The 23979-nt window shown below is 71.9% G+C and carries 19 protein-coding genes; 7 read left to right on the forward strand and 12 right to left on the reverse strand.

The annotated features are described in order from the left end of the window. Positions 1-128 precede the first annotated feature (128 nt). A complete protein-coding gene (locus ACIQZN_RS23255) occupies positions 129-1271 on the forward strand; it encodes a hydrogen peroxide-inducible genes activator (RefSeq protein WP_403997031.1) in 1143 nt (380 codons plus the stop codon). Between the two features lie 22 nt (positions 1272-1293). On the opposite strand, the gene ACIQZN_RS23260 is transcribed toward ACIQZN_RS23255, so the two are convergent. The 5 genes from ACIQZN_RS23260 to ACIQZN_RS23280 all read right to left on the reverse strand — a co-directional run bounded on the left by ACIQZN_RS23260 (position 1294) and on the right by ACIQZN_RS23280 (position 6232). After that, on the reverse strand, positions 1294-3684 hold the full coding sequence (locus ACIQZN_RS23260; protein WP_403997034.1) for an ABC transporter permease: 2391 nt from the start codon (positions 3682-3684) through the stop codon (positions 1294-1296). After that, a complete protein-coding gene (locus ACIQZN_RS23265) occupies positions 3681-4367 on the reverse strand; it encodes an ABC transporter ATP-binding protein (protein ID WP_403997036.1) in 687 nt (228 codons plus the stop codon). The genes ACIQZN_RS23260 and ACIQZN_RS23265 overlap by 4 nt, the downstream gene beginning before the upstream one ends. Beyond that, positions 4364-4888: a PadR family transcriptional regulator gene (locus tag ACIQZN_RS23270; RefSeq protein ID WP_403997039.1), complete on the reverse strand. Its 525-nt coding sequence runs from the start codon at positions 4886-4888 to the stop codon at positions 4364-4366. The genes ACIQZN_RS23265 and ACIQZN_RS23270 overlap by 4 nt, the downstream gene beginning before the upstream one ends. 103 nt (positions 4889-4991) lie before the next feature. Further along, on the reverse strand, positions 4992-5192 hold the full coding sequence (locus tag ACIQZN_RS23275; RefSeq protein ID WP_403997178.1) for a hypothetical protein: 201 nt from the start codon (positions 5190-5192) through the stop codon (positions 4992-4994). 68 nt (positions 5193-5260) lie between these two features. Beyond that, positions 5261-6232 (reverse strand): SPFH domain-containing protein, encoded by a 972-nt coding sequence (locus ACIQZN_RS23280; protein ID WP_403997042.1) that lies wholly within the window; start codon positions 6230-6232, stop codon positions 5261-5263. A gap of 227 nt (positions 6233-6459) precedes the next feature. On the opposite strand from ACIQZN_RS23280, the gene ACIQZN_RS23285 reads away from it, so the two are divergent. Continuing rightward, a complete protein-coding gene (locus ACIQZN_RS23285) occupies positions 6460-8742 on the forward strand; it encodes a transglycosylase domain-containing protein (protein ID WP_403997045.1) in 2283 nt (760 codons plus the stop codon). 91 nt (positions 8743-8833) lie between these two features. On the opposite strand, the gene ACIQZN_RS23290 is transcribed toward ACIQZN_RS23285, so the two are convergent. From ACIQZN_RS23290 to ACIQZN_RS23300, 3 genes are all read right to left on the reverse strand, one after another. After that, the gene (locus tag ACIQZN_RS23290) at positions 8834-10723 is read right to left on the reverse strand and encodes a SpoIIE family protein phosphatase (RefSeq protein ID WP_403997048.1); all 1890 of its coding nucleotides are present in this window, start codon (positions 10721-10723) and stop codon (positions 8834-8836) included. Positions 10724-11105: 382 nt separating this feature from the next. Continuing rightward, the gene (locus tag ACIQZN_RS23295) at positions 11106-11813 is read right to left on the reverse strand and encodes a DUF402 domain-containing protein (protein ID WP_403997051.1); all 708 of its coding nucleotides are present in this window, start codon (positions 11811-11813) and stop codon (positions 11106-11108) included. A gap of 44 nt (positions 11814-11857) precedes the next feature. Then, positions 11858-13261 (reverse strand): class II fumarate hydratase, encoded by a 1404-nt coding sequence (locus tag ACIQZN_RS23300; RefSeq protein WP_403997054.1) that lies wholly within the window; start codon positions 13259-13261, stop codon positions 11858-11860. 114 nt (positions 13262-13375) lie between these two features. Between ACIQZN_RS23300 and ACIQZN_RS23305 the strand changes: the two genes are divergently transcribed. Next, on the forward strand, positions 13376-14899 hold the full coding sequence (locus ACIQZN_RS23305; RefSeq protein WP_403997057.1) for a ricin-type beta-trefoil lectin domain protein: 1524 nt from the start codon (positions 13376-13378) through the stop codon (positions 14897-14899). A gap of 60 nt (positions 14900-14959) precedes the next feature. Here the strand turns inward: ACIQZN_RS23305 and ACIQZN_RS23310 are convergent, their stop codons facing one another. Together ACIQZN_RS23310 and ACIQZN_RS23315 are read right to left on the reverse strand one after the other, a co-directional pair. After that, positions 14960-16261: a M18 family aminopeptidase gene (locus ACIQZN_RS23310; protein ID WP_403997060.1), complete on the reverse strand. Its 1302-nt coding sequence runs from the start codon at positions 16259-16261 to the stop codon at positions 14960-14962. Positions 16262-16734: 473 nt separating this feature from the next. Next, the gene (locus ACIQZN_RS23315; RefSeq protein ID WP_403997063.1) at positions 16735-18009 is read right to left on the reverse strand and encodes an MFS transporter; all 1275 of its coding nucleotides are present in this window, start codon (positions 18007-18009) and stop codon (positions 16735-16737) included. A 71-nt stretch (positions 18010-18080) separates the two neighbouring features. On the opposite strand from ACIQZN_RS23315, the gene ACIQZN_RS23320 reads away from it, so the two are divergent. After that, positions 18081-19097, forward strand: coding sequence for a LuxR C-terminal-related transcriptional regulator (locus tag ACIQZN_RS23320; protein WP_403997066.1), 1017 nt, complete (start codon positions 18081-18083; stop codon positions 19095-19097). 40 nt (positions 19098-19137) lie between these two features. Here the strand turns inward: ACIQZN_RS23320 and ACIQZN_RS23325 are convergent, their stop codons facing one another. Further along, positions 19138-20805, reverse strand: a complete 1668-nt coding sequence (locus tag ACIQZN_RS23325) for a fumarate hydratase (RefSeq protein WP_329028676.1) — start codon at positions 20803-20805, stop codon at positions 19138-19140. A 156-nt stretch (positions 20806-20961) separates the two neighbouring features. Here ACIQZN_RS23325 and ACIQZN_RS23330 point away from each other — a divergent pair, with 156 nt between their 5' ends. After that, on the forward strand, positions 20962-21627 hold the full coding sequence (locus ACIQZN_RS23330; protein WP_403997070.1) for a DUF1707 domain-containing protein: 666 nt from the start codon (positions 20962-20964) through the stop codon (positions 21625-21627). A 165-nt stretch (positions 21628-21792) separates the two neighbouring features. Further along, positions 21793-22164, forward strand: coding sequence for a WhiB family transcriptional regulator (locus ACIQZN_RS23335; protein WP_403997072.1), 372 nt, complete (start codon positions 21793-21795; stop codon positions 22162-22164). A gap of 84 nt (positions 22165-22248) precedes the next feature. Here the strand turns inward: ACIQZN_RS23335 and glpX are convergent, their stop codons facing one another. Further along, positions 22249-23280 carry a class II fructose-bisphosphatase gene (gene glpX, locus ACIQZN_RS23340; RefSeq protein WP_403997075.1) on the reverse strand — a complete coding sequence of 344 codons (1032 nt, stop codon included), beginning with the start codon at positions 23278-23280 and terminating at the stop codon, positions 22249-22251. 143 nt (positions 23281-23423) lie between these two features. On the opposite strand from glpX, the gene ACIQZN_RS23345 reads away from it, so the two are divergent. Continuing rightward, entirely contained in the window at positions 23424-23942 is a 519-nt protein-coding gene (locus tag ACIQZN_RS23345) for a DUF4245 domain-containing protein (protein WP_403997078.1), read from the forward strand. Positions 23943-23979: the final 37 nt, after the last annotated feature.

Consider the following 23979-nt stretch of genomic DNA (forward strand, 5'->3'; position numbering starts at 1 on the left):
TCTCCTTGCAGCGTAGGTTCTCCCCTTTTGAGGGAGTTCCTGGGGGTTGGACGGTCTCCACCTTGGCACAGAGTGCATTGATCGCGGAAATAGCTACACTCGGTCGTGATGATCGGAGGTGCCTATCAGTGGCGCAGAGCAATCCGGGCAACCGGCCCAAACAGCCCAGCCTCTCGCAGCTGCGCGCCTTCGCCGCCGTCGCCGAATATCTGCACTTCCGGGACGCGGCGGCCGCAATCGGGATGAGTCAGCCCGCGCTCTCCGGGGCCGTGTCCGCGCTGGAGGAGGCACTGGGTGCCCAGCTCATCGAGCGTACGACGCGCAAGGTGCTGCTCTCGCCCGCCGGGGAACGGCTCGCGGTGCGGGCGCGCGTCGTGCTCGACGCCGTCGGCGAGCTGATGGAGGAGGCCGAGGCGGTCCGCGCCCCCTTCACCGGAGTGCTCAGGCTCGGCGTGATCCCGACCGTCGCCCCGTATCTGCTGCCGGCCGTGCTGCGGCTGGTCCATGAGCGCTACCCGGCCCTCGACCTCCAGGTCCACGAGGAGCAGACCTCCTCGCTGATCGAGGGGCTGGGCGCCGGACGGCTCGACCTGCTGCTGCTCGCCGTGCCGCTAGGTCGTGTCCGGAATGTCCCGCCTGGCCCGCGACGCCTGGCACGCACTCTCGCCGCACCGGCCGAAATCCCAAGTACGTCCAGTACGAGGGATGTCGGCCGGCACGCCGAGAGCACGCACCATGCGCCGCAGGCCACGCCCTCCGGGCGTACGGCGGGACATCCCGGACACGACCTAGGCGTCCCCGGGGTCAGCGAGCTCCCCCTCTTCGACGAGGACTTCGTGCTCGTCATGGACCGGGGCCACCCGCTCGGCGGGCGCGCCGACATCCCCCGCGACGCGCTCCGCAAGCTCCCGCTGCTGCTCCTGGACGAGGGGCACTGCCTGCGCGACCAGGCGCTCGACATCTGCCGCGAGGCCGGCCGGACGGAGGGGACCCCGGTCACGACGACCGCGGCCGGGCTCTCCACGCTGGTGCAGCTGGTGGCCGGGGGCCTCGGGGTCACGCTGCTGCCGCGCACCGCGGTCACCGTCGAGACCGCCCGCAACGAGGCGCTGACCACGGGGTATTTCGCGGACCCGGCGCCGACACGGCGGGTGGCGCTGGCGATGCGGACCGGGGCGGCGCGGCACGAGGAGTTCGAGGAGCTGGCGGGGGCGCTGCGCGAGACGATGCGGGGGCTGCCGGTACGCGTGACGGAGGGCGGCCGGATGTGAAGTCCGGCCGCCCTCCGCGGTGTCACTCGCTGCGCAGCCCGTCCGGGCGCATCATGCGCCACAGCGGCGGCAGGGACAGCAGCGTGACCAGCAGGATGAGCGCCCCGCCTGCTCCCGCGAGGGGCAGGAACACCAGCCAGTCGTCGACCGACTTGCCGACCATCCAGCACAGCGCCGCGCCGAGCGAGAGGCCGCCGGCCACCGCCACCGCGAGCCCGATGACCACCGGGAGCGCGGTCTGCCAGAGCACCGACCAGGCGAGGGTGGCCCGCCGGGTGCCGAAGGCCACCAGGACCGAGAGCAGCCGCTTGCGCTCGCGCAGCTGCTCCAGCTGGGAGACCAGCATGGAGGCCGCGATCAGCAGCAGCGTGACCGTGGCGCCGACCTGGAGGCCGGTCTGCACGCTGGCGTACTGGCGGTCGCGTGCGACGGACGTCAGGGTGACCAGGCGCATGCCGGGGTCGATGCGGGCCGCCGTGTTGCGTACGTACTCGGCGGCGTCCGGGACGCTCTCGTCGATGCGGATCTGGGAGACGGTGCTCGCGCCCGGCAGGGTGGTCGCGTCGATGGCCCCCGGGGTGACCATGATCCCCCAGCGGTCCTCACCGATCGGGTCCTTGCGGCTGACGACGGTCTTCGCGTCGGCGGGCAGCGTCCAGCGCAGCTTCCTGCCGGTCTCCGACTCGAACTCGACCTCCTTGCCCTTGCGGGCGGTCTTGTCCATCCAGCCGGCCATTTCCTTGTCGTTCCTGGGGTGCACGACGAAGGAGTCGCCGTCCTCGCAGGAGTCGATGCGGGCGACCTCGCGCAGGGTGGCGCAGTCACCGACGCTCAGCGACGTGGTGGGCTGCATCTCGCCGTCGCCGTACTTCCCCGGCTTGGTGACGTACGCCTCGACCATGCCGATGACCTTGGTCACGCCCTTGGTGGCGCGGAACTCGTCGATGGTCTCCACGGCTGCGTTGCCGCCGACCTTCTGCGACACGGCGTAGAACTGGGCACGGGTGGGGTCCTGCCCGGTGGCCTTGTTGAAGTCGGCGTTCATCGAGGCGAACAGCATCTGCACGGCCACCGCGCCGGCCACTGCCACGGTGACGCCGCTGACGGCCCGGGAGGCGGTCCCGCTGCTCAGCTGGAGCCTGCGGGTGGCGAGCTGCCAGGGCACCGGGCCGCCGCGCAGCCGGTTCACGCACGCCTCGACCAGCCACGGCAGCAGCAGGGCGAGTCCGAGGAGGACCAGGACCGCGCCCACGGTGATGGGGTACGGGTTGACGACCTCGTACTCGCCGGACTGGCCCTTGAGCGCGAGCAGGCCGAGCCCCGCGAGGGGGAGCGCCAGCCGCCACCACAGACGGCGCTTGCGGGCCCGGTTGTTGCGTACGACCCCGAGCGGTTCGATGACCACCGAGCGCATCGCGGACAGCGTGACCAGCACGGCGGTCAGCGGGACGGCGACCGCGACGAGCAGGCACAGCCGCGGGTCGGGGGCGAGGTCCGCGGGGAAGGCGCTGACGTCCCAGACCTCGATGTAGCTGACGAACTGCCGGCCCGCCAGGAAGAGGACGAGGCCGATCAGCACACCGAGCACCGAGCCGAAGAGCGCCTCGCCCGCCGCGATCCGGCGGGTCGACCTGATGTCCGTACCGACCAGGCGCAGCGCGGCCAGCCGGCGGTCGCGGCGGTCGCCGCCGAAGCGCACGGCGGTGGCGATGAAGATGGCGACGGGCGCCAGCAGCACCACGCAGACCATGATCACCAGCACCACGAGCAGCGGGGCGAGCGGCGGGGTCGGTTCGGGCTCGCCGTATCCGGTGACGCGGTGGCCGCCCGCGGCCTGCGTCAGGGTGTCGCTGCCGGCGTAGAACCACAGTTCGTTGGGCGACCGCAGTCCGTCATCAGTGATGGTGCCGGTGATCTTGTACGGGTAACGCTCCTTGAGCAGGGCGTTGGCGGGGTCGTTCAGCAGGTCCTTCAGGGCGGGGGAGACGACCATCTCGCCGGGGGCGGGCATGGCGTCGAGGCCCGGCGGGAGCACCGGGTGGCTGCCCTCCGCGCGCATCAGATAGCCGCTGATGCTGCGGTCGTGGTACTCGGTGTCGGCGCCGATCCGCAGGACCGAGGTGTCGGACTTCTTGCCCTGCGCGTCCGGGTTCTCGGAGATCTTGGTCTCGCTGCGGGCCGTGTCGCGGTCGTTGCGCGCGTCGAGCGCGTGCGGCACGGACGCGGCGAGGAACAGCAGCGTGACGCCGAGGCCGACGCCGACGGCGGTGAGCGTCGTGCGGATCCAGCCCTCGCGCCCGCCGGCGGCGGCGAACCGGACGCCGAGAGCGAGGTCGCGCAGCCAGGGCGCGGTGCGGGAGGGGCGGGCCGGCGGCGCGGGGGCCTGGGTCCGCTTCTCGTCCAGGAGCGTCATACGGCGTGCTCCAGGTCGAGGGCCCGGCCGTCGCGCACGGTGACGTCGCGGTCGGAGTAGGCGGCGACGCGGGCCTCGTGGGTCACCAGGACCACCGCGACGTTGGCGGAGCGGGCGGCGTCGGTGAGCAGCTGCATGACCCGCTCGCCGTTGAGGGAGTCCAGGGCTCCGGTCGGCTCGTCGGCGAAGATCACCTTCGGGGACGCGGCGAGCGCGCGGGCCACGGCGACGCGCTGGCCCTGGCCGCCGGAGACCTCGCCGGGGCGCTGGGCGCCGATGTCCTCGACCTCCAGGCGCTCCATCCAGGAGCGGGCGGTGCGCTCGGCGTCCTTGCGGCGGGTGCCGTTGAGGCGGAGGGGCAGGGCGACGTTCTCCACGCAGGTGAGCTCGGGCACGAGCTGGCCGAACTGGAAGACGAACCCGAAGTCGCTGCGGCGCAGGGCGCTGCGCTCCGCGTCGGACATGGCGGACAGCTCGCGGCCGTCGTAGGTGATGGTGCCGGAGTCCGGGGTGATGATCCCGGCGAGGCAGTGCAGCAGTGTGGACTTGCCGGAGCCGGAGGGGCCCATTACGGCGACGACCTCGCCGGGGTGGACGGAGAACGAGGCGCCGTCGAGCGCGGGCGTCGACCCGTAGGTCTTGTGCAGGTCGTGCGCGGAGAGCAGGGAGCCGGCGGGGGTCACGGGGCCACCACTTTCTGGAGCTGGCCGAGGCGGGCGGCGGTCAGTTCCAGCCAGCGCAGATCGGCTTCGAGATGGAACAGGGCGTGGTCGCAGATCAGCTGGTCGGCGAGGTCGCCCCGTCGCTTGCGGTCGGTGAGGATGCGCATCAGGCGCAGGTGCTCGGAGCGCTGGGCGTCCAGCACGTCGGCCGCGTCGCGGCCGGTGAGCATGGCCAGGACGACCTTGGTGTACAGGGTCGACTGGAGGTACGGCTCCGGCTTCTCGGGCTGCGCGAGCCAGGAGGCGACATCGGTGATGCCGGCGTCCGTGATCGCGTACCGCTTGCGCTCGGGGCCACCCCCGCTCTCCACGCCGTCGACCTCGACGAGGCCGTTCTTCAGCAGCCGGGACATGGTCGAGTAGACCTGCCCGTAGTGCAGGGGGCGGTCGTGCCCGAACTTCTCGTCGAACGTCCGCTTGAGGTCGTAACCGTGGCGTGGGCCGGACTCCAGGAGCCCGAGCAGGGTGTGGCCGATAGACATGCGGAGCACTCTACATGGTGTGTATACCTGCTGTGTATACGCGGGGGGTACAGCCGAACGGCGCAGGTGAAAGGCCCGCCCCTCGCGGGACGGGCCTCAGGTCCTACTCTCCGCCCGGCGGCTCCGGCGCCGCCTTCGGCGGGCGCCCCCGGCGGGGGATGGGAGACGCGCCGCCCGGCAGCCGGCCCGCCTCGGCGAGCGCCCGGCGCAGCAGGAACTCGATCTGCGCGTTCGCGCTGCGCAGCTCGTCCGACGCCCAGCGGGCCAGCGCGTCGTGCACGGCGGGGTCCAGCCGCAGCAGCATCTGCTTGCGCTGCCGCGACCGGGCGCGCGGCGCTCCCCGCGCTTCCTCGGCCTCCGGGCTGTCCTCGGTCACTGGTAGAGCGTGCCCGTATTGAGGACCGGCTGGGCGGCGCGGTCACCGCACAGGACCACCATCAGATTGCTCACCATGGACGCCTTCCGCTCCGAGTCGAGCTCCACGATGTCCTGCTCGGCGATTCGGGTCAGGGCCATCTCGACCATGCCGACCGCGCCCTCGACGATCTGCTGCCGGGCCGCGACGACCGCACCGGCCTGCTGGCGCTGGAGCATCGCGGAGGCGATCTCGGGGGCGTACGCGAGGTGGCTGAAGCGCGACTCGATGATCCGCACGCCCGCCGCCTGCACCCGGGCGGTCAGCTCGACGGCCAGCTTCTCGGTGATCTCCTCGGCGTTGCCCCGCAGGGACAGGCCGCCCTCCTCGTGGGCGTCGTACGGGTACTCGATGGCGATGTGCCGGACGGCGGACTCGGTCTGGGTGGCCACGAACTCCAGGAAGTCGTCCACCTCGAAGAGCGCCTGCGCGGTGTCCTCGACCTTCCACACGACGATCGCGGCGAGCTCGATCGGGTTGCCGTAGGCGTCGTTGACCTTGAGGACGGCGGTCTCGTGGTTGCGGACCCGGGTGGAGATCTTGCGGCTGGAGGTCAGCGGGTTCACCCAGCGCAGTCCGTCGGTGCGGATGGTGCCCACGTACCGGCCGAACAGCTGGATCACCCGCGCCTCGCCCGGTGCGACCATCTTCACACCGCCCATGCAGAAGAACGAGGCGATGGCGAGCAGGACGCCCAGGATGCAGACCGGGATGCCCACGGCGTTGTTGCCGCCGCTGCCGATCACGCCTCCGACGACGGCGAGCGCGATGCCCGCGATCACGCCGAGCACGGTCAGCAGCAGCCCGAGGCCGCCGGCGATGCTGTGCGCCTTCGTCTCGCGGACCTGCGGTTCCGGCATCTCCGGCGCGTCCGGGGTGAGGTCGGCGGACGGCCGGGCGGCGGTGTTCGGGTCGAGTGGATCGGTCATGGTGGCCCCCGTGACGGTCAGCTAGCCGGTCGCTAGCAATGTGATTACACATTAACGGTTTTCGCAACCTTGCGCACCCCTCAGGAGTCGGTTCCATCGGAGGCGGGTGCTGATTCTCACGTCCGTAAAACCTCGGATCGTCGGCTTTTCGGCCTTGCGCACAGTGTTAGCTGGCAGGTCCGGGCTGATTCGGCAGAGCAGAGCAGAGAAACGGGAGCGACCAAGCGATGGGTCGAGCGGAAGCGCGACGAGCCCAGCGGCGGGCTGCGAAGAGCGGCATACGCAGGTTCTTCACCTGGCGCAAACTACTGGGCACCGCCCTCGGGGTGATCCTGCTGGGCATGGGCGCCTTCGCCGTGCTCTACATGCTGGTGCCCGTGCCGGAGGGCAACCCCAAGATGGAGTTGCAGTCGAACGTCTACAAGTACGCCGACGGCACCCTGCTCGCCAGGACCGGCGAGGTGAACCGCGAGGTCGTGAGCCTCGCCGAGGTGCCCAAGGAGGTGCAGGACACCTTCGTCGCCGCCGAGAACAAGTCCTTCTACAAGGACCACGGCGTCGACTTCAAGGGCACCGCGCGCGGCCTGCTCAACACCCTGTCCGGCAAGGGCAAGCAGGGCGGCTCGACCATCACCCAGCAGTACGTCAAGAACTACTACCTGGACCAGGACCAGACGGTCAGCCGGAAGCTCAAGGAGCTGGTCATCTCCCTGAAGCTGGACCAGAAGACGTCCAAGAAGGACATCCTCGCCGGGTACATCAACACCAGCTACTACGGACGCGGCGCCTGGGGCATCCAGGCCGCCGCGCAGGCGTACTACGGCGTGGACGCCAAGGACCTGAACGTCTCGCAGGGCGCCTACCTCGCCGCGCTGCTCCAGGCGCCGAGCCAGTACGACTGGGCGGTCGCCGGTCCGAACGGCAAGCGGCTCGTCAAGGCGCGCTGGGCGTACACCCTGGACAACATGGTGGAGGAGGGCTGGCTCGACTCCGCCAAGCGCCAGAAGCAGACGTTCCCGGTGCCGCACGACCCCAAGCCGCTGAACGGGACGGCCGGCCAGAAGGGCTACATCGTCCAGGCGGCCCGCGAGGCCGTGATCAAGCAGGCGGGGATCACCGAGGACGAGTTCGACCGCGGCGGCTGGACGATCACCGTCAACATCGACCAGAAGAAGCAGGCGCAGCTGGAGAAGTCGGTCGAGGCCAAGCTGCTCGACAAGCTGGACACCAAGAAGCGCAAGCTCGACAAGGACATCCAGGCGGGCGCGGCCTCGGTCGACCCGAAGACCGGCGCGGTCCTCGCGCTGTACGGCGGCCGCGGCCAGAGCGAGCACTGGATCTCGAACGCCGGGCGCAGGGACTACCAGCCCGCGTCCACCTTCAAGCCGGTCATCCTCGCCGCCGCCCTCGACGAGGAGTCCAAGACGCAGGACGACGAGAAGATCACCGCGAACACCCGCTACGACGGCACCAGCAAGCGCCCCGTCGTCGGCGGCGACCGGTACTTCGCGCCGGAGAACGAGGACGACCACAACTACGGGCGGATCACCGTCCAGACCGCGATGAACGCGTCCGTCAACTCCGTCTTCGCGCAGATGGGCGTGGACGTCGGCATGGACAAGGTGCTGGCGACCGCGGGCAAGCTCGGCATGAACGTGAAGGGCCTGGAAGCCGCACCCGCGATGACCCTCGGCTCCATGGGCGCGAGCCCGCTGGAGATGGCCGGGGTCTACGCCACGCTCGACAACCACGGCAGGCAGGTCACCCCGCAGATCGTGAAGACCGCCGTGCACCAGGGCGACGCCCCGCTCGACCTGCCCGACGCCGTCGGCGACCAGGTGGTCTCCCGCCAGGCGGCGGACTCGGTGACGTCCGTGCTGACCGGCGTGGTCGACGACGGTACGGCCCGGGGCTCGGTCCGCAACGCGGAGGGGCTCTCCGACAAGGACATCGCAGGCAAGACCGGTACCTCCGACGACAACAAGTCGGCCTGGTTCACCGGCTACACCTCCAACCTGGTCACCTCGGTCGGCCTGTTCGGCGAGGCGGCCTTCGACCGCACCGGCGACGACGGCAAGAAGATCCAGAAGAACGCGCAGGTGACCCTCCAGGGCGCCGGCGGCGGCGGACGCGTCAACGGTGGCGGCTTCCCTGCCGAGATCTGGGCCGACTACATGGGCCACTCCGTCGGCAAGGCCCGCGAGTTCGACCTCGACACGGACATGGGCGCCGCGGTCAGCCCGCCGCCCGAGACCCACTCGCCGAGCCCCAGCACCTCGCCCTCCGACGACCCGACGCCCTCGAAGTCGCCGTCCACCTCGCCGTCCTCCGAGTCCCCTCCGGCCAGCGAGTCCCCGCAGAGCTCCCCGCCCGCCTCGCCCTCGGGCGGCCCGACGAGCGAACCGCCCCCCAGCCCGTCGAACCGGCCGGACCCGGACCCCTCGTCCACCGTGGAGCTCCCGGACCTCTCGGGGGACAAGCGGCCGGACCACAGCGACGACAACGGGTGACCGGCTGACCGGCCGCCCCTGACAACGGCAACGGGCGGTGTACGAGGAACCTCCTCGTACACCGCCCGTCCGCGTCTCCCGGGCCGGGGCGCTACCCGCGCACCGGCATCTCGAACCACACCACCTTGCCCGTCGACAGGCGCGTCGCGCCCCAGCGGCGGGCCAGGCGGTTGACCAGGAACAGACCGCGGCCGTTCTCGTCCATGTCCTTGGCGCGGCGCTGCCGGGGCAGCTGCGGGGAGTCGTCGCCGACCTCGCAGCGCAGGGTTTCGGTGCGCAGCAGCCGCAGGGTGACCGGGCGTTCCGCGTACCGCACGGCGTTGGTGACCACCTCGCTGATCAGGAGCTCCACGGAGTCCGACAGCTCGTCCAGGCCCCACCGGCCGAGCGCCCTGCGCGCCAGCCTGCGGGCCCGGCCGGGGGCGGACTCGTCCGGGTCCAGGAACCAGTAGGCGACGTCGCTCGGCGCGATCCCGTCGAAGCGGGCGGCGAGCAGCGCGATGTCGTCGTCGCGGTCACCGGGTCCCAGCATGTCCAGCACGTCGTCGCACAGGGCCTCCAGCGGCGGCGAGTGGTCCGGGCCGGTCAGCCGGGCGGTCGCGGCGAGCCGTTCCCGCAGCAGCTCGATCCCCGTCCACACGTCCCGCAGCCGCGACTCGACAAGACCGTCGGTGTACAGCAGCAGCGTCGCACCGGCCGGGGCGTCCAGCTCGACGGCCTCGAAGTCCACCCCGCCGACGCCGATCGGGGCGCCCGGGGGCACCCGCAGGACCTCGGCGCGGCCGCCCAGGTGGAGCAGGACGGGCGGCGGGTGGCCCGCGTTGGCGACGGTGATGCGGTGCGCGACGGGGTCGTACACCGCGTAGAGGCAGGTGGCCATGCGGTCGCTGCCGAGGCGCTGCGCCTGCTCGTCCAGGTGGTGCAGGACCTCCTGCGGGGGCAGGTCGAGCCCGGCCAGGGTCTGCGCGGTGGTGCGGAGCTGGCCCATGATCGCGGCGGAGGTCATGGAGTGGCCCATGACGTCCCCGACGACCAGGGCGACCCTGCTGCCGGGCAGCGGGATCGCGTCGTACCAGTCGCCGCCGACCCGGGCCGTCTCGGCGGCCGGGAGATAGCGCGAGGCGAGTTTCACGCCGGTCGGCTGGGGAAGCGAGTCGGGCAGCATCGTGCGCTGGAGCTCGTCCGCGATGTACGCCTCGCGCCCGTAGAGCACCGCCTTGTCGATGCCGAGGGCGGTGTGCGTCGCCAGCTGGGCGGCGACCAGGAGGTCGTTGGCCTCGAAGGCCGGGCGTTCGGCGCCGCGCAGGAAGACCGCCGCCCCGATCACCCGCCGCCGGCCGCGCAGCGGGGCCAGGATCACCCGGTGGCCGGACGGTACCGTGCGGTCGGCGCCCAGTAGTTCGGGCAGCGCGACCCGGGCCGCCGCGGAGTCGCCGAAGACCGGCCGCACCCCGCGCAGCACCTCGGCGAGAGCGCTTCCCGCACGGACCTCGCACAGCTCGGCGGCGGGCATCAGGTCGGCCTGCGGGTCGACGGCGGGCAGCCGCAGCCGCTCCGTCTCGGACAGGCTCTCGGTCTCCTCGTCGGTCAGCCGCAGCCGGTCCGAGCGGCGCAGCCGCAGCACGAACGGGTTGACCGGCCGCTCGTCGCCGACGGGCAGCGGGTCGCGGAGGTAGACGAGTATGGCGTCGGAGAACGTCGGCACGCTGGCCCGGCACAGCCCGAGCACGATCTCGTCCAGGTCGATGCCCCGGGCGATCCGCCGGGTCGCGGCCCCCACGAAGCGCAGCCGGTCGCCCTCGCGCCGCGTCGCCGCCTGTGGATCGGGGGACGCGCCCGCGGGGCCCTTGGCGGGTGCCGGGATCGCCGTGGCGGCAGCGGCGGCCGCCACGGCGGCGTCCCGCTGCCGCGGCCGGGTGCGTTCCTGCGGCCGGGCGGCGAGAGGCTGCCGGCCTTCGTGGGAGGGGGGATGCTCCGTCACGCGTGGGATTCCGTCCGTCCGGGCCGGTTGTATGAGGCAATCACCTTGTGGGGCGCTACTGTGCCCCGGCAGGAGCGGCAATAACAACGGCTGACATCGCTTTCCCCGTCGTACGGGGCCGAAACGCGATGTCCGATCAGGATGCCGGTGACAACGTTTCCATGAGGACGGCAGCGGCCGGCGGACACGTCTCCACCCCCTCGTAGTGGCTCATGCGATGCGGGCAACTCGTGCGACTCGTGACGCCGTTGCGGCCCTTGAGGACGCGGTCCGCGCGACGAGCCGATGACTTGCGGTCAGGTCCTGCACCCCGCCTGCCGGTTGGGGCGCCGCACTCCTCGGGACGATCCTACGTTTGCCCCCCTGGGGTGCATCAAGGGTCTCACGACGGCATGGCGGAAGCCGTACGGTCCGAACCGTCCGGCCGGCGGTCCCAGTCGTCCGGGAGTTCGGGCACGCGCCACGCCGGATCGGGCCGCCAGTTCTCCCAGCCGTCCCGGAACGGCGCCCCCCAGGAACGGATCAGCCCGACCGCCGCGCGCCCCGCCTCGCGCACCCGGCGCGCCGTGTCCGGCGTGATCAGGCCGACCCGCTGAGCCTGCTCGAACTCGTCCTCGTCGCGCCAGAGCCAGCTGCGGTCCGGGTAGACGGAGATGTCCAGGAAGTGGTCCTCGGAGTCGGTGCCCCCGGCCCACCTGGTGCGCGGCTCCTCCAGGTTCACGTACCAGCTGCGGAACTGCCAGCCGCGCTCCCAGAACAGCCAGACGGACCAGGGCTCGCCGGGTCTGGCCAGTTTCAGCACGCCGTTGCCCAGCCAGAGCGAACGGGCCGTCGTGCGCGGGGCGGTGTACCGGGTGGCGAGCGGTTCGGCGTGCACCTCGGTGCCGTCCGCCAGGACCGGTTTCACGCACTCGGTGCCGGGCGCCACCCACACCGCGAGCAGCTCGTCGGTGTCCTGGACGACCGTGACCGGGCGGCAGATGTGGAACGCGTGAGCGGCGGAATCCGGCCGCTCGGGGCCGTTGCCCCGGTAGCGCCACAGAATCTGGTCACCCGGCGCCCAGCGCTCGGTCTCTCCGGTACCCGTCATGGAGAGATCCTACGGATCGCGCGGCCCCGGCACGGCGGCGCCCGTCACGGACGGGTCATGCGCAGCACGTCCAGGGCCTCGTCGAGCTGCTGTTCGGTCAGGTCTCCGCGCTCCACATAGCCCGCTTCGAGGACGACCTCACGGATCGTCCGGCGTTCCGCGAGCGACTTCTTGGCGACCTTGGCCGCTTCCTCGTAGCCGATGTACTTGTTCAGCGGGGTGACGACGGACGGCGAGGACTCGGCGTACTCCCTGGCCCGCTCGGCGTGCGCGGTGATCCCGTCGACCGTACGGTCCGCGAGCAGCCGGGAGGCGTTGGCGAGCAGCCGTACGGACTCCAGCAGGTTCTTCGCGATGACCGGGAGCATGACGTTCAGCTCGAAGTTCCCGGCGGCCCCCGCGGCGGCGACCGTGGCGTCGTTCCCGGTCACCTGCGCGGCGACCATCAGGACCGCCTCGGGGATGACCGGGTTGACCTTGCCCGGCATGATCGAGGAGCCGGGCTGCAGGTCGGGCAGGGAGATCTCGGCGAGGCCGGTGCGCGGTCCGGACGCCATCCAGCGCAGGTCGTTGCAGATCTTGGTGAGCGAGACGCCGATGGTGCGCAGCTGGCCCGAGGTCTCCACCAGGCCGTCCCGGGCGCCCTGCGCCTCGAAGTGGTCCCGGGCCTCGGTGAGCGGAAGGCCGGTGACGCGGGCCACCTCCGCGATGACGGCGGCGGAGAAGCCGGGCGGGGTGTTGATGCCGGTGCCCACGGCCGTGCCGCCGAGGGGGAGTTCGGCGAGGCGGGGGAGCGAGGCGCGCAGCCGCTCGACGCCGTGGCGGATCTGGGCGGCGTAGCCCCCGAACTCCTGGCCGAGGGTGACGGGCGTGGCGTCCATCAGGTGGGTGCGCCCGGACTTCACCACCGTCGCGAACTCCTCCGCCTTGCGCTCCAGGGCGGCGGCGAGGTGCTCCAGGGCGGGGATCAGGTCGGCGGTGACCGCGGCGGTGGCGGCGATGTGGATCGAGGAGGGGAACACGTCGTTGGAGGACTGCGAGGCGTTGACGTGGTCGTTGGGGTGGACCGGGCGGCCCAGGCGCTCGGTGGCGAGGGTGGCCAGGACCTCGTTGGTGTTCATGTTCGAGGAGGTGCCCGAGCCGGTCTGGAAGACGTCGACCGGGAACTCCGCGTCCCAGCGCCCCTCCGCGACCTCACCGGCCGCCTCCTGGACGGCCTCCGCGATGTCCGGGTCGAGGACCTTCAGCTCGGCGTTGACCTTGGCGGCGGCGGCCTTGATGCGGGCGAGGGCCTCGATGTGGGCCCGCTCCAGGCGCTGGCCGGAGACCGGGAAGTTCTCCACGGCCCGCTGCGTCTGGGCCCGCCACTTCGCGTCGGCGGGCACCCTGACCTCGCCCATCGAGTCGTGCTCGACGCGGTAGCCCTCGCCCGTTCCCTGATCCGTCATCGTTCAACCTCTCTGAAGTCACCCAAAAAGATGAGCACTTGTCTTGTTCGATGTATTCCCAAGGCGCCTACCGACCAGTAAATACCGGGGGTAACCACAACCCGGGGAGGCGCAATGAGGCGCACCAGGCACAGACTCCGCTGTACCGTCGCGGCCGCCGCGGCCATCGCGGCGGCGTTCGGCGGGATGACCGCGGCGACGGGGACGGCCGCCGCCGCGTCCGGTACCACCAGTACCGCATCGACCCCCCTGTCACCCGAACTGGAGGCCATCCGCGCCGCCGAGGCCACCCGGCTGTACGGCGACCCGGCCGAGCGCCCGCTCGACCGGCGCAAGACGGGCCTCATCTCGCTCGGCGACAGCGAGATCTCCGGCGAGGGCGTCGGCACGTACGAGGCCGGCACCAACGGCCCCGACAACTGGTGCCACCGCTCGCCCGACTCCGCCATCCACCGCACGGGGATCGCGGCCGACGTCACGTACAACGTCTCGTGCTCCGGCGCGTACACCGGAAACATCGTCATCGGCGGCTCCAAGCAGTACGCCGACGAGCTGGTGCAGAGCGACAGCCTGGCCGTCAAGGCGCGCAACACCCGCATCAAGATGATCGTGCTGGTCGCGGGCGCCAACGACGACCTCCAGTTCGGGCCGGTCATGACGGACTGCGTGGAGCGCTGGGTCCTCATCCAGGGCCCCTGCCAGTCGAAGTACGAGGGCGGCTGGCAGGCCCGCGTGGACGGGCTCGTCCCCAAGGTCGAGAAGACCGTGCGCGACCTGCGCACCGTGATGACCGGCGCCGGTTACGCGGACAGCGACTACAAGCTCGTCGTCATGGGCTACCCGAGCCCCATCGGCCCGGACTTCTACGACAACCCGAACTTCCCCGGCAAGCTTCCCGGCGGCTGCGCGGGATACGACTCCGACGCCGCCTGGGGCCGCAACACCGCCGTTCCCGCCTTCGAGCGCGGTATGCGCCGGGCGGCGGCCGACACCGGCGCGGTCTACCTCGACAACTCGCGGCTCTTCCACGGCCACGAGGTGTGCAGCGAGTCCACCTGGGCGCGCGGCCTCTACATCGACCTGTCGCACTTCCCGCCGGACTCCAACTCGGTGCGCCAGTCCTTCCACCCGAACGCGGCCGGGCACGGCGCCTTCGCCTCCTGCCTGACCCAGATCTACAACTCCGGCCTGCGCGAGGCGAGCTGCGCCGACCCGGCGAGCACCGGGCAGCCCGTCCTCCAGCCCGTAGCCTGGGACGACGTCTTCAAGCCGCTGCGCGGCGAGGCGACCTCCGCCTGCCTGGACGCCCCCGCCTCCGTCACCCGTAACAACACCGGGGTCACCGGCTGGGAGTGCCACGGCGGGCGCAACCAGGGCTGGTGGTACGACTCCGGCACGCAGACCCTGCGCACCGAACTGAGCCACGACCGCTGCCTGGACGTCCCCGGCGCGGACTACAAGGCCGGCGCCCCGCTCATCCTCTACAACTGCTCGGGCGCCGCCAACCAGCGCTTCGTACGCCAGTCGGGCACCCTGCGTCCGGCCGCCGCCACGGGCCTGTGCGCGACCCTCGCGGGCGCCCACGACCCGCTGAGGCTGCAAGCCTGCGACGGCAGCGCGAAGCAGCGCTTCGCGTAACCCGCCGCGGACGCGGGTACGGGGAAGCGCCCGCGCGGCCCTTCCCCGTACCCCCGCCCCTTATGCGGACGTCACGAACGCCGTCAGGATCGCCGCCAGATGACCGGGGTCCCGCGCCCCGCACAGCTCACGGGCCGAGTGCATCGAGAGCCCCGGCACGCCCACGTCGACCGTCGGCACACCGAGCCGGGCCGCCGTGAGCGGGCCGATCGACGTGCCGCACGGCATCGCGTTGTTGGAGACGAACGGCTGCCACGGCGCGCCCGCCCGCTCGCAGGCCGACGCGAACAGCGCCATCCCGGTCGAGTCGGTGGCGTACCGCTGGTTGACGTTGACCTTGACCGTCGGGCCGCCGTTGGGCAGCGGCTGGTGGCCCGGGTCGTGGCGCTCCGCGTAGTTGGGGTGCACCGCGTGCGCCATGTCGGCGGATACGCAGTACGCGCCGGCCAGCGCCCGCGACCAGTCCTCGCCGCTGCCGCCCCGGGCCGACACCGAACGGCTCAGCACCCGCTCCAGCATCGGGCTCTGCGCCCCCGTGTCCGAGCCGCTGCCGACCTCCTCGTGGTCGAAGGCCGCGAGCACCGGGATGTACGCCGGAGGCTCGGCGGCCGTCGCCGCGGCGGTCAGCGCGGTCACCCCGGCGTGCACCGACACCAGGTTGTCCAGCCGCGACGACACCAGGAACTCCCGGTCCGCGCCCAGATAGCCGGGCGGCTGCACGTCGTGCAGCATCAGGTCCCAGCCCAGCACGTCGCCCGGCTCCGCCTCGGCCACCGCCGCGACCCGGCGCAGCAGCGCACCCTCGTCGGCCGCGCCGAGCGACCAGATGGGCGCGATGTGGCGCTGCCGGTCCAGGGCGAGCCCGTCGTTGACGGTGCGGTCCAGGTGGATCGCCAGCTGCGGCACCCGCAGCAGCGGCTCGTCGATCTGCACCAGCCGGGACTCGGTCCCGCCGCCCGGTGCGCGCAGCGCCAGCCGGCCGGAGATGCCCAGATCGCGGTCGAGCCAGGTGTTGAGCGGCACCCCGCCGTAGATCTCCACGGCGACCTGCCGCCAGCCCGCCGAACTCGTGTCGGGCGTCGGCTTGACCCGCAGATTCGGCGAGTCGGTGTGCGTACCGATGATCCGGAACGGGGTGTGGGCGGGCAGCGACTCGGGAACGTACCAGGCGATCAGCGCGCCCCCGTTGACGACGAAGGCGCCGCCCGTGGTGCCCGTCCAGTCGTCGGTGCCGCGCAGTTCACGGAAGCCCGCCTTCTCCAGCCGCTGGGCCGCGCTCGCCACGGCGTGGTACGGGGAGGGGCTGGCGGCGATGAAGGTGAGCAGGTCGTCGGCATGGCTGCGGTGGGGGACCGGCGTCATGCGGTGTCCGCCTTTCCGGAGTGGGACGGTGAGGGTGGCGCGGCCGCCCGGGTTCGGACGGCCGTGCGGGTTCGGGCAGCCGCCCCGGGTTCGGGCAGCCGCACGGTGAGGGCGGCGGGGCGGCAGGGGTCGGCAGGGCGAGGACGGCGGCGGGCTCGTGGGGGCGGGCCCGCGTCCGGCGGTGGCACCGGGCCGGCCGCCCGGCGGTGCGGAGTTCTCCGGCAACGCCGGACAACCCACCGCATGCGCGCGGTGCCCCGCAAGCCCGGCGGGCGGCCCGGTGCGCGAAAGCGGCGGTGCGCTGCGGGGCGCCGCGGAGGCCGGCCGGGCGTCCGGGGCCCCGCCCCGGTCCCTGCCGGGTCCCCGCGGGTCCGGCCGGCGCCGTGGCGCGGGCGTCGGGGCGGTCGCGCGAGATTGGCTGATTTCCGATGTACGTGTAGGGGCCCCGCTTCGCACCGGGCGGCGCCGCCCCGTCACGGGGTCGGCGCGGTGGCCCGCGCCCGACGCGTTCCCGCCGTCCGCACCAGGAACACCACCGCCACGACGAGGGCCGCGCCGTGCGACCAGCCGACGACCGTGAGCGGGCTGAAGTGTTCGAGGGCCGCCGCCACGGCGATCATCCCGGCCCCGAAGCCCAGGTTCTCCACGGTCGCGGACAGCCCGAAGGCGTGCGCCCGGGGCCCGGCCGGCAGGGTCTGGAGGTGCGAGGTGTACGAGACCTCGGTCAGGCCGTCCGCCGCGCCCGCCACGAGTGCGATCACGGCCGTGGCCGCCGCCGGGAACCCGGCGAACGCCAGGATGAACGCCGCCGACATCACGCAGGTGCCGTAGCCGAAGCCCGCCGCGCCCACGGACCGGCCGGTCCGGCGCCCGTAGCGCTGGATCACCTGCTGCGCCGCGATGTTGCCGACCGCCCACAGGCACCAGAACGCGCTGACGAACAGCGCGGGGTGCGCGTCGTCCAGCGCGGCGGAGTGCACGGGCAGTGCCGCGTTGTGCGACGAGGAGCCGAGCGCGTCCACCCCGCGCAGGCCCACCATCAGCCCGAGACCGGGCACCGCGGCCAGGGCGGCGAACGCGACGGGCCTCCGGCGCCGGGGCCGTTCCCCCTCCGGCTCCTCCGTAACCGCCTTGCCCCGGCCGCCGCCCGCGACCGGCAGCAGCGCCACCGTCAGCGCGCAGACGGCGAAGGTGCACAGGTCCACCACGAACGCGGCGGTGTACCCCACCAGCGACACGACCACACCCGCCGAGGCGAAGCCCGCCACCATCGCCAGCGAACGCCCGGTCACCGACAAGGAGTTCGCCCAGGACCGCCGCTCCTCGCCCACCATCTCCGGCACGGAGCTGCGCAGCGCCACCATGAACAGCGTCCCGCATGACCCGACCACCACCGAGACGGCGAACAGCGCGGGCGTGCGCCAGCCGTCCGGCGCGAGGATCAGCGGCACCATCACGGCGCCCTGCGCGATATTCGTCCACAGCATCACGCTCTTCGCCGTGCACCGCGCGAGCAGCCCGCCCGCGATCATCCCGGCGAGAAATCCGGCACCCAGCCGCAGGGCCATGAACAGCCCCATCGCGAGCGCCCGCCCCGTCGTCTCGTAGACGAAGAGATTGAGCGCCACCATATTGAGGAACGTGCCGTACGAAGAGACCGCGTACCCGGCCACCAGGAAACGGAAGAAGCGCTCACCGCGCTGCGGTACGGGTGGCTCGCCTACGGGAGCGGGGCTGCTGGAGGACACCCGGACATCGTGGGCCAGAGCCCGGAACCGGGACCCGTTCCCCCGTATGCACAAAGGTAATCTGCACCCTTGTGAAGGACGATCAATCCCGCCCAACGGCATGTGATTGCCGCGAATCGGCGCCGGACGGCACCGGTCGGCCGGGAGACCCGCCGCAGCAGCCGTGCGAGCGCGCTCTCGCCGTGTACCGGCGCGCGCTGGTGGCGGGCAGCCTGCCGCGCGAGGAGGTGTCCGGCTGCCTGACCGGCCTGCACCTGATGGTCCCGGACCGCGCGTCACCCGGCTCGATGGTCCCCGTACCGCCGGAGACCGCCTCCTACGCCGCGCTCGCGCCGCTGGAGGAGGCCGTGCTCGAACGGCGCCGCGCGCTGCGGGCCACCCGCGCCACCCTCGCCGCCTTCGAGACCTTGTACGCCGATGTGCACCGGCTCGAACAGCCCGCGCTCACCCGGCTCTCCGGGGAAGCCGTCATCAGCAGGGCCCTGGAGGCCGGGGTGGCCGGCTGCCGCGAGGAGATCCGCACCGCGCAGCCCGGCGGCGGCCGCCCCGAGCAGGCGCTCCGGGAGGCGCTCGTCCGCGACCTGGGGAACCTCCGGCGCGGCATCCGCCAGCGGACCGTCTACCAGCACACCGTCCGCTCGGACCGGGCCACCCTCGCCTACATCGAGCAGGTGAGCGCGGCCGGGGCGGAGATCAGGACGCTCGCCGAGGTGGTGGACCGGGTGATCGTCGTGGACCTCGACCTCGCCTTCGTCCCGTTCTCCGACGCACCGCACGAGGCGCTGTGCGTACGCCATCCGGCGCTGGTGCGCTTCCTGGCCCGCGACTTCGACGAGGCATGGGCGCGCGCCGTCCCCGTACGGCCGGAACGGGCGCCGCTGCGTACCCCGGTCGTCACCTCCGACCTGCAACGGGCCATCCTGCAAGCCGTGGTGAACGGCGAGACGGACGCCGCGATAGCGCGCCGGATCGGGATGAGCCGGCGCAGCGTCGCCGAGCACATGCGCAAGGTCTCCGAGCAGCTGGGCAGCACCAGCCGCGCCCAGCTCGGCTACCTCGTCGCCACCTCGGGGCTGCTCGACGGCTGACCGCCGCCGGAAGGGTCCGGCCCTCCGGCGGCGCGGGCGCTCAGCCCAGGCCCGGGCCGCGCACCGGGATGCTGGTGAAGGTGGGCGCCGGGGCGGGCTCGGTGAAGAAGTCGTTGCCCTTGTCGTCCACGACGACGAACGCGGGGAAGTCCTCCACCTCGATCCGCCAGACCGCCTCCATGCCCAGCTCCTCGTACTCGACGACCTCGACCTTCTTGATGCAGTCCTGCGCGAGCCGGGCCGCCGGGCCGCCGATCGAGCCGAGGTAGAAGCCGCCGTGCTCGCCGCACGCGTCGGTGACCTGCTTCGAGCGGTTGCCCTTCGCCAGCATCACCTTGGAGCCGCCCGCCGCCTGGAACTGCGCGACGTAGCTGTCCATGCGGCCGGCCGTCGTCGGGCCGAAGGAACCGGAGGCGTATCCCTCGGGGGTCTTCGCCGGGCCCGCGTAGTACACCGGGTGGTCCTTCAGGTACTGCGGCATCTCCTCGCCCGCGTCCAGGCGCTCCTTGATCTTGGCGTGCGCGATGTCGCGCGCCACGACCAGCGGACCGGTCAGCGAGAGCCGGGTCTTGACCGGGTACTTGGTCAGCTCCGCGAGGATCTCGTCCATCGGCCGGTTCAGGTCGATCCGGACGACGTCGCCCTCCGTGTCGAGGTGCTCGTCGGTGGTGTCCGGCAGGAAGCGGGCCGGGTCCTTCTCCAGCTGCTCCAGGAAGACGCCCTCGGCGGTGATCTTCGCGGTGGCCTGGCGGTCCGCCGAGCAGGAGACGGCGATGGCGACGGGCAGCGAGGCGCCGTGCCGGGGCAGGCGCACCACGCGGACGTCGTGGCAGAAGTACTTGCCGCCGAACTGCGCCCCGATGCCGATCTTCTGCGTCAGCTCGAAGACCTTCTCCTCCAGCTCCTTGTCCCGGAAGCCGTGCCCGGTGGGGGAGCCCTCGGCGGGCAGCTCGTCCAGGTAGTGCGCGGAGGCGTACTTCGCGGTCTTCAGCGCGAACTCGGCGGACGTGCCGCCGACGACGATCGCCAGGTGGTACGGCGGGCAGGCCGCGGTGCCCAGCGAACGGATCTTCTCCTCCAGGAACTTCATCATGGACGCCTCGTTGAGGACGGCCTTGGTCTCCTGGAAGAGGAACGACTTGTTGGCCGAGCCGCCGCCCTTGGCCATGAAGAGGAACTTGTACGCGCCGCCGTCGGTGGCGTACAGCTCGATCTGCGCGGGAAGGTTGGAGCCGGTGTTCTTCTCCTCCCACATGTTCAGCGGGGCCATCTGCGAGTAGCGCAGGTTGAGCTTGGTGTACGCGTCGAAGATGCCGTGCGACAGGGCCTCCTCGTCACCGCCCTCGGTCAGCACGTTCTGCCCGCGCTTGCCCATGACGATCGCGGTGCCGGTGTCCTGGCACATGGGCAGGACGCCCGCGGCGGCGATGTTCGCGTTCTTCAGCAGGTCGAGCGCGACGAACTTGTCGTTGGACGAGGCCTCCGGGTCGTCCACGATCCGCCGCAGCTGCGCCAGGTGCGCGGGCCGCAGGTAGTGCGAGATGTCGTGCATGGCCTCGGCGGCCAGGGTGCGCAGCGCCTCCGGCTCGACCTTGAGGAACGTACGCCCGTCGGCCTCGAAGGTGGACACACCCTCGGCGGTGACCAGACGGTACGGCGTGGTGTCCTCTCCCAGGGGGAGCAGATCGGAGTACGCAAACTCTGGCATTACGGCCATTCCTCACTCGGCAGACAGCGGCTGGCCACCCTTGGACAGCGCACCCACCAGGGTAGGACGCGCCGGGAGCGGCGGGCTTGTGAGGTAGGGCTCACCACCGGCTCACCACCCCTGTCGCGATCTATCGCGTTTCGGTACGCTGGGGCGGTGGACCTCGACAAGCAGCCTCAGCACCCCACCGCACCGGCGGACACCGACACCATCCGTGCCTCCGACGCGGACCGCGACCGGATCGCGGACATCCTGCGCGAGGCGCTGGCCGAGGGTCGGCTCACCGCCGAGGAGCACGCGGAGCGGGTCGAGTCCGTCTACCGCGCCAAGACCGTCGGCGAGCTCGAACCGCTCGTACGGGACCTGCCGGCGCCCGGCGGTGCGCCCAGGACCGCCGGCACGTCCTATGCGTACGGCCCCGAGCCGACGGCCGGGCCCGCGGACAATCTGGTGGCGATCTTCAGCAGTTCGACCCGCAGGGGCCGCTGGCGGGTGGGTCCCCGTACGAACGCGTTCTCGCTGTTCGGCAGTGTGGAAATCGACCTGACGGAGGCGCTTTTCGGTCAGCGTCTCACCGTCATCAACGCGACGTCCGTCTTCGGCAGTGTGGAGATCCGGGTCCCCGAGAACATCTCGCTGCGCGGCAGCGGAACGGGCATTTTCGGCAGTTTCGAAGTCCGCACGCTGGAATCCGCCGACCCCGAGGCCCCGGTGGTCGTGGTCAACGGATATTCGGTGTTCGGCAGCGTCGAGGCGAAGCCGAAACGCGGCAAGTTCATCGCGGATCTCCAGGACCGGCTGCGCAAACACCTCGGCCACTGACGCTCTCGGCCCGCCGCGCGGAGGCATATTCACTCGGGCCGAAAAGGGACTCGACCGCAATTGCGCGGAACGGACCTGAGTGCCACTCAGTGCATAGGCGCACGCACAGCGGGTAGGGACTGCTGCATCGTCTGTCGCTCGCGAAGCCGTCGTCAGGAGTGGACCGTGCTGCAACTGCCGCATCAGCCCCTGCAGGTCGCCGCCGTTCCCCCGCAGCGGACCCCCGCTCGGGAGGACCAGGCAGGCCCCTGGCATTCGGAGGCGGTGTGCCGCCGGGACGAGGCCGGGCTGTTCTTCGCCCCGTCGAAGGAGCCGACTGCCGCCCGCCTCTCGCGCGAGGAGTCCGCGAAGCGGGTCTGCGCGCGCTGTCCCGTGATGGTGGAGTGCCGTGAGCACGCCCTGATGCAGCCCGAGCCGTACGGGGTGTGGGGCGGCCTCACGGCCGCCGAGCGCCGCGTGGCGCTGGCCCGGCGCAGGCGGCGGGATGTGGAGCTGAAGGCCGCGGGCGCCTCCGACCGGGTGGCCGCGGCGGGCTGACCGGCCCCGCCGGCCTCGTATCCGTACATACGAAGAGGCGCCCCCACCGCACATGGGGGGCGCCTCTTCGGTGGGCGGGCGGTGCTACTTCGCCCGGTCGAAGTCGACGGCGCTGTACGCCCGCAGCTTCGACAGCCGGTGGGTGGAGTTGATCGTCCGGATGGTGCCGGACTTGGACCGCATGACGATGGACTCCGTGGTCGCCGTCTCCGAGCGGTAGCGCACCCCGCGCATCAGCTCGCCGTCGGTGATCCCGGTCGCCACGAAGAACACGTTGTCCCCGCTGACCAGGTCGTCCGTGGACAGCACGCGGTCCAGGTCGTGCCCGGCGTCCAGGGCGCGCCGCCGCTCGGCCTCGTCCTTGGGCCAGAGCTTGCCCTGGATGACACCGCCGAGGCACTTTATGGCGCAGGCCGAGATGATGCCCTCGGGCGTGCCGCCGATGCCCATGAGCAGGTCCACACCGGTGCCCTCGCGGGCGGCCATGATCGAGCCGGCCACGTCGCCGTCGGAGATGAACTTGATGCGGGCGCCGGTCTCCCGGATCTCCTTGACGATGCCCTCGTGGCGCGGGCGGTCCAGGACGACGACGGTGACGTCCTCGGGCGTGGAGTTCTTCGCCCGGGCGACGCGGCGGATGTTCACCGAGACGGGGGCGTTGATGTCCACGAAGTCGGCCGCCTCGGGGCCGGTGACCAGCTTGTCCATGTAGAAGACGGCGGACGGGTCGAACATCGCGCCCCGGTCCGCGGCGGCCAGGACGGCGATCGCGTTCGGCATGCCCTTGGCGTTGAGGGTGGTGCCGTCGATCGGGTCGACGGCGATGTCGACCTCGGGCCCGGTGCCGTCCCCGATGCGCTCACCGTTGAACAGCATGGGCGCCTCGTCCTTCTCGCCCTCACCGATGACGACGACACCGTTCATGGAGACGGTGGAGACCAGGGTCCGCATGGCGTTCACGGCGGCGCCGTCGGCCCCGATCTTGTCCCCGCGGCCGACCCAGCGCCCGGCGGCCATGGCGGCGGCCTCGGTGACCCGGACCAGCTCCAGGGCGAGGTTGCGGTCGGGGGCCTCCGGGGAGACCTCCAGCTGGGACGGCAGATGATGCTCGGACATCGGAGCGCACCTTTCTGTACGGCGACGACCGGATGAGGGTGATCTGACTCTATCGCCAGGCCGATAAAATGAGCAGACCGGGTCACGTTTGAGCGGGGTGGCCCCCGGTTCGGACGTGCGGAGGCTGATGCGACGATGGGGGCGTGGCAAGCAAGCAAGGCAAGCAGACCGTCCGGGACATGATCCTGTCGCTGTTGGCGATCGCCGCCGTGGCGGGTGTCGTCTACATCTTCATCCCGCACGACGACAAGGCCGACCCGGTCAAGGCCGTCGACTACCGCGTCGAGCTCCTGACCGCGCGGCGCGCCGCCCCGTACCCGGTGGCGGCCCCCGACGGGCTGCCCGCGGGCTGGAAGCCCACCTCGGTCACGTACGAACGGGACAAGGGCAACAGCTGGCACCTGGGCTTCCTCGACCCGGAGGGCAAGTACGTCGCCGTCGAGCAGTCCACGGCCCCGGCCACGTCCTACATCACCCAGGTGAGCCAGGAGGCCAAGGACACCGGGCGCACCCAGGAGGTCGCCGGGCAGACCTGGCAGCGCTGGGAGGGCCCGAAGTACGACGCGCTGGTGCGCGAGGAGAAGGGCGCCACGACGGTGGTGACCGGCTCGGCCCCGGCGAAGCGGCTGGCGGAGATGGCGGCGGCGCTGAAGACGTCCTGACCGCCCGTACAACGTACGGAAACGGGGAAGGCCCCGG

This window comes from Streptomyces sp. NPDC097595, assembly GCF_044761525.1.
GTDB lineage: Bacteria > Actinomycetota > Actinomycetes > Streptomycetales > Streptomycetaceae > Streptomyces > Streptomyces drozdowiczii_A.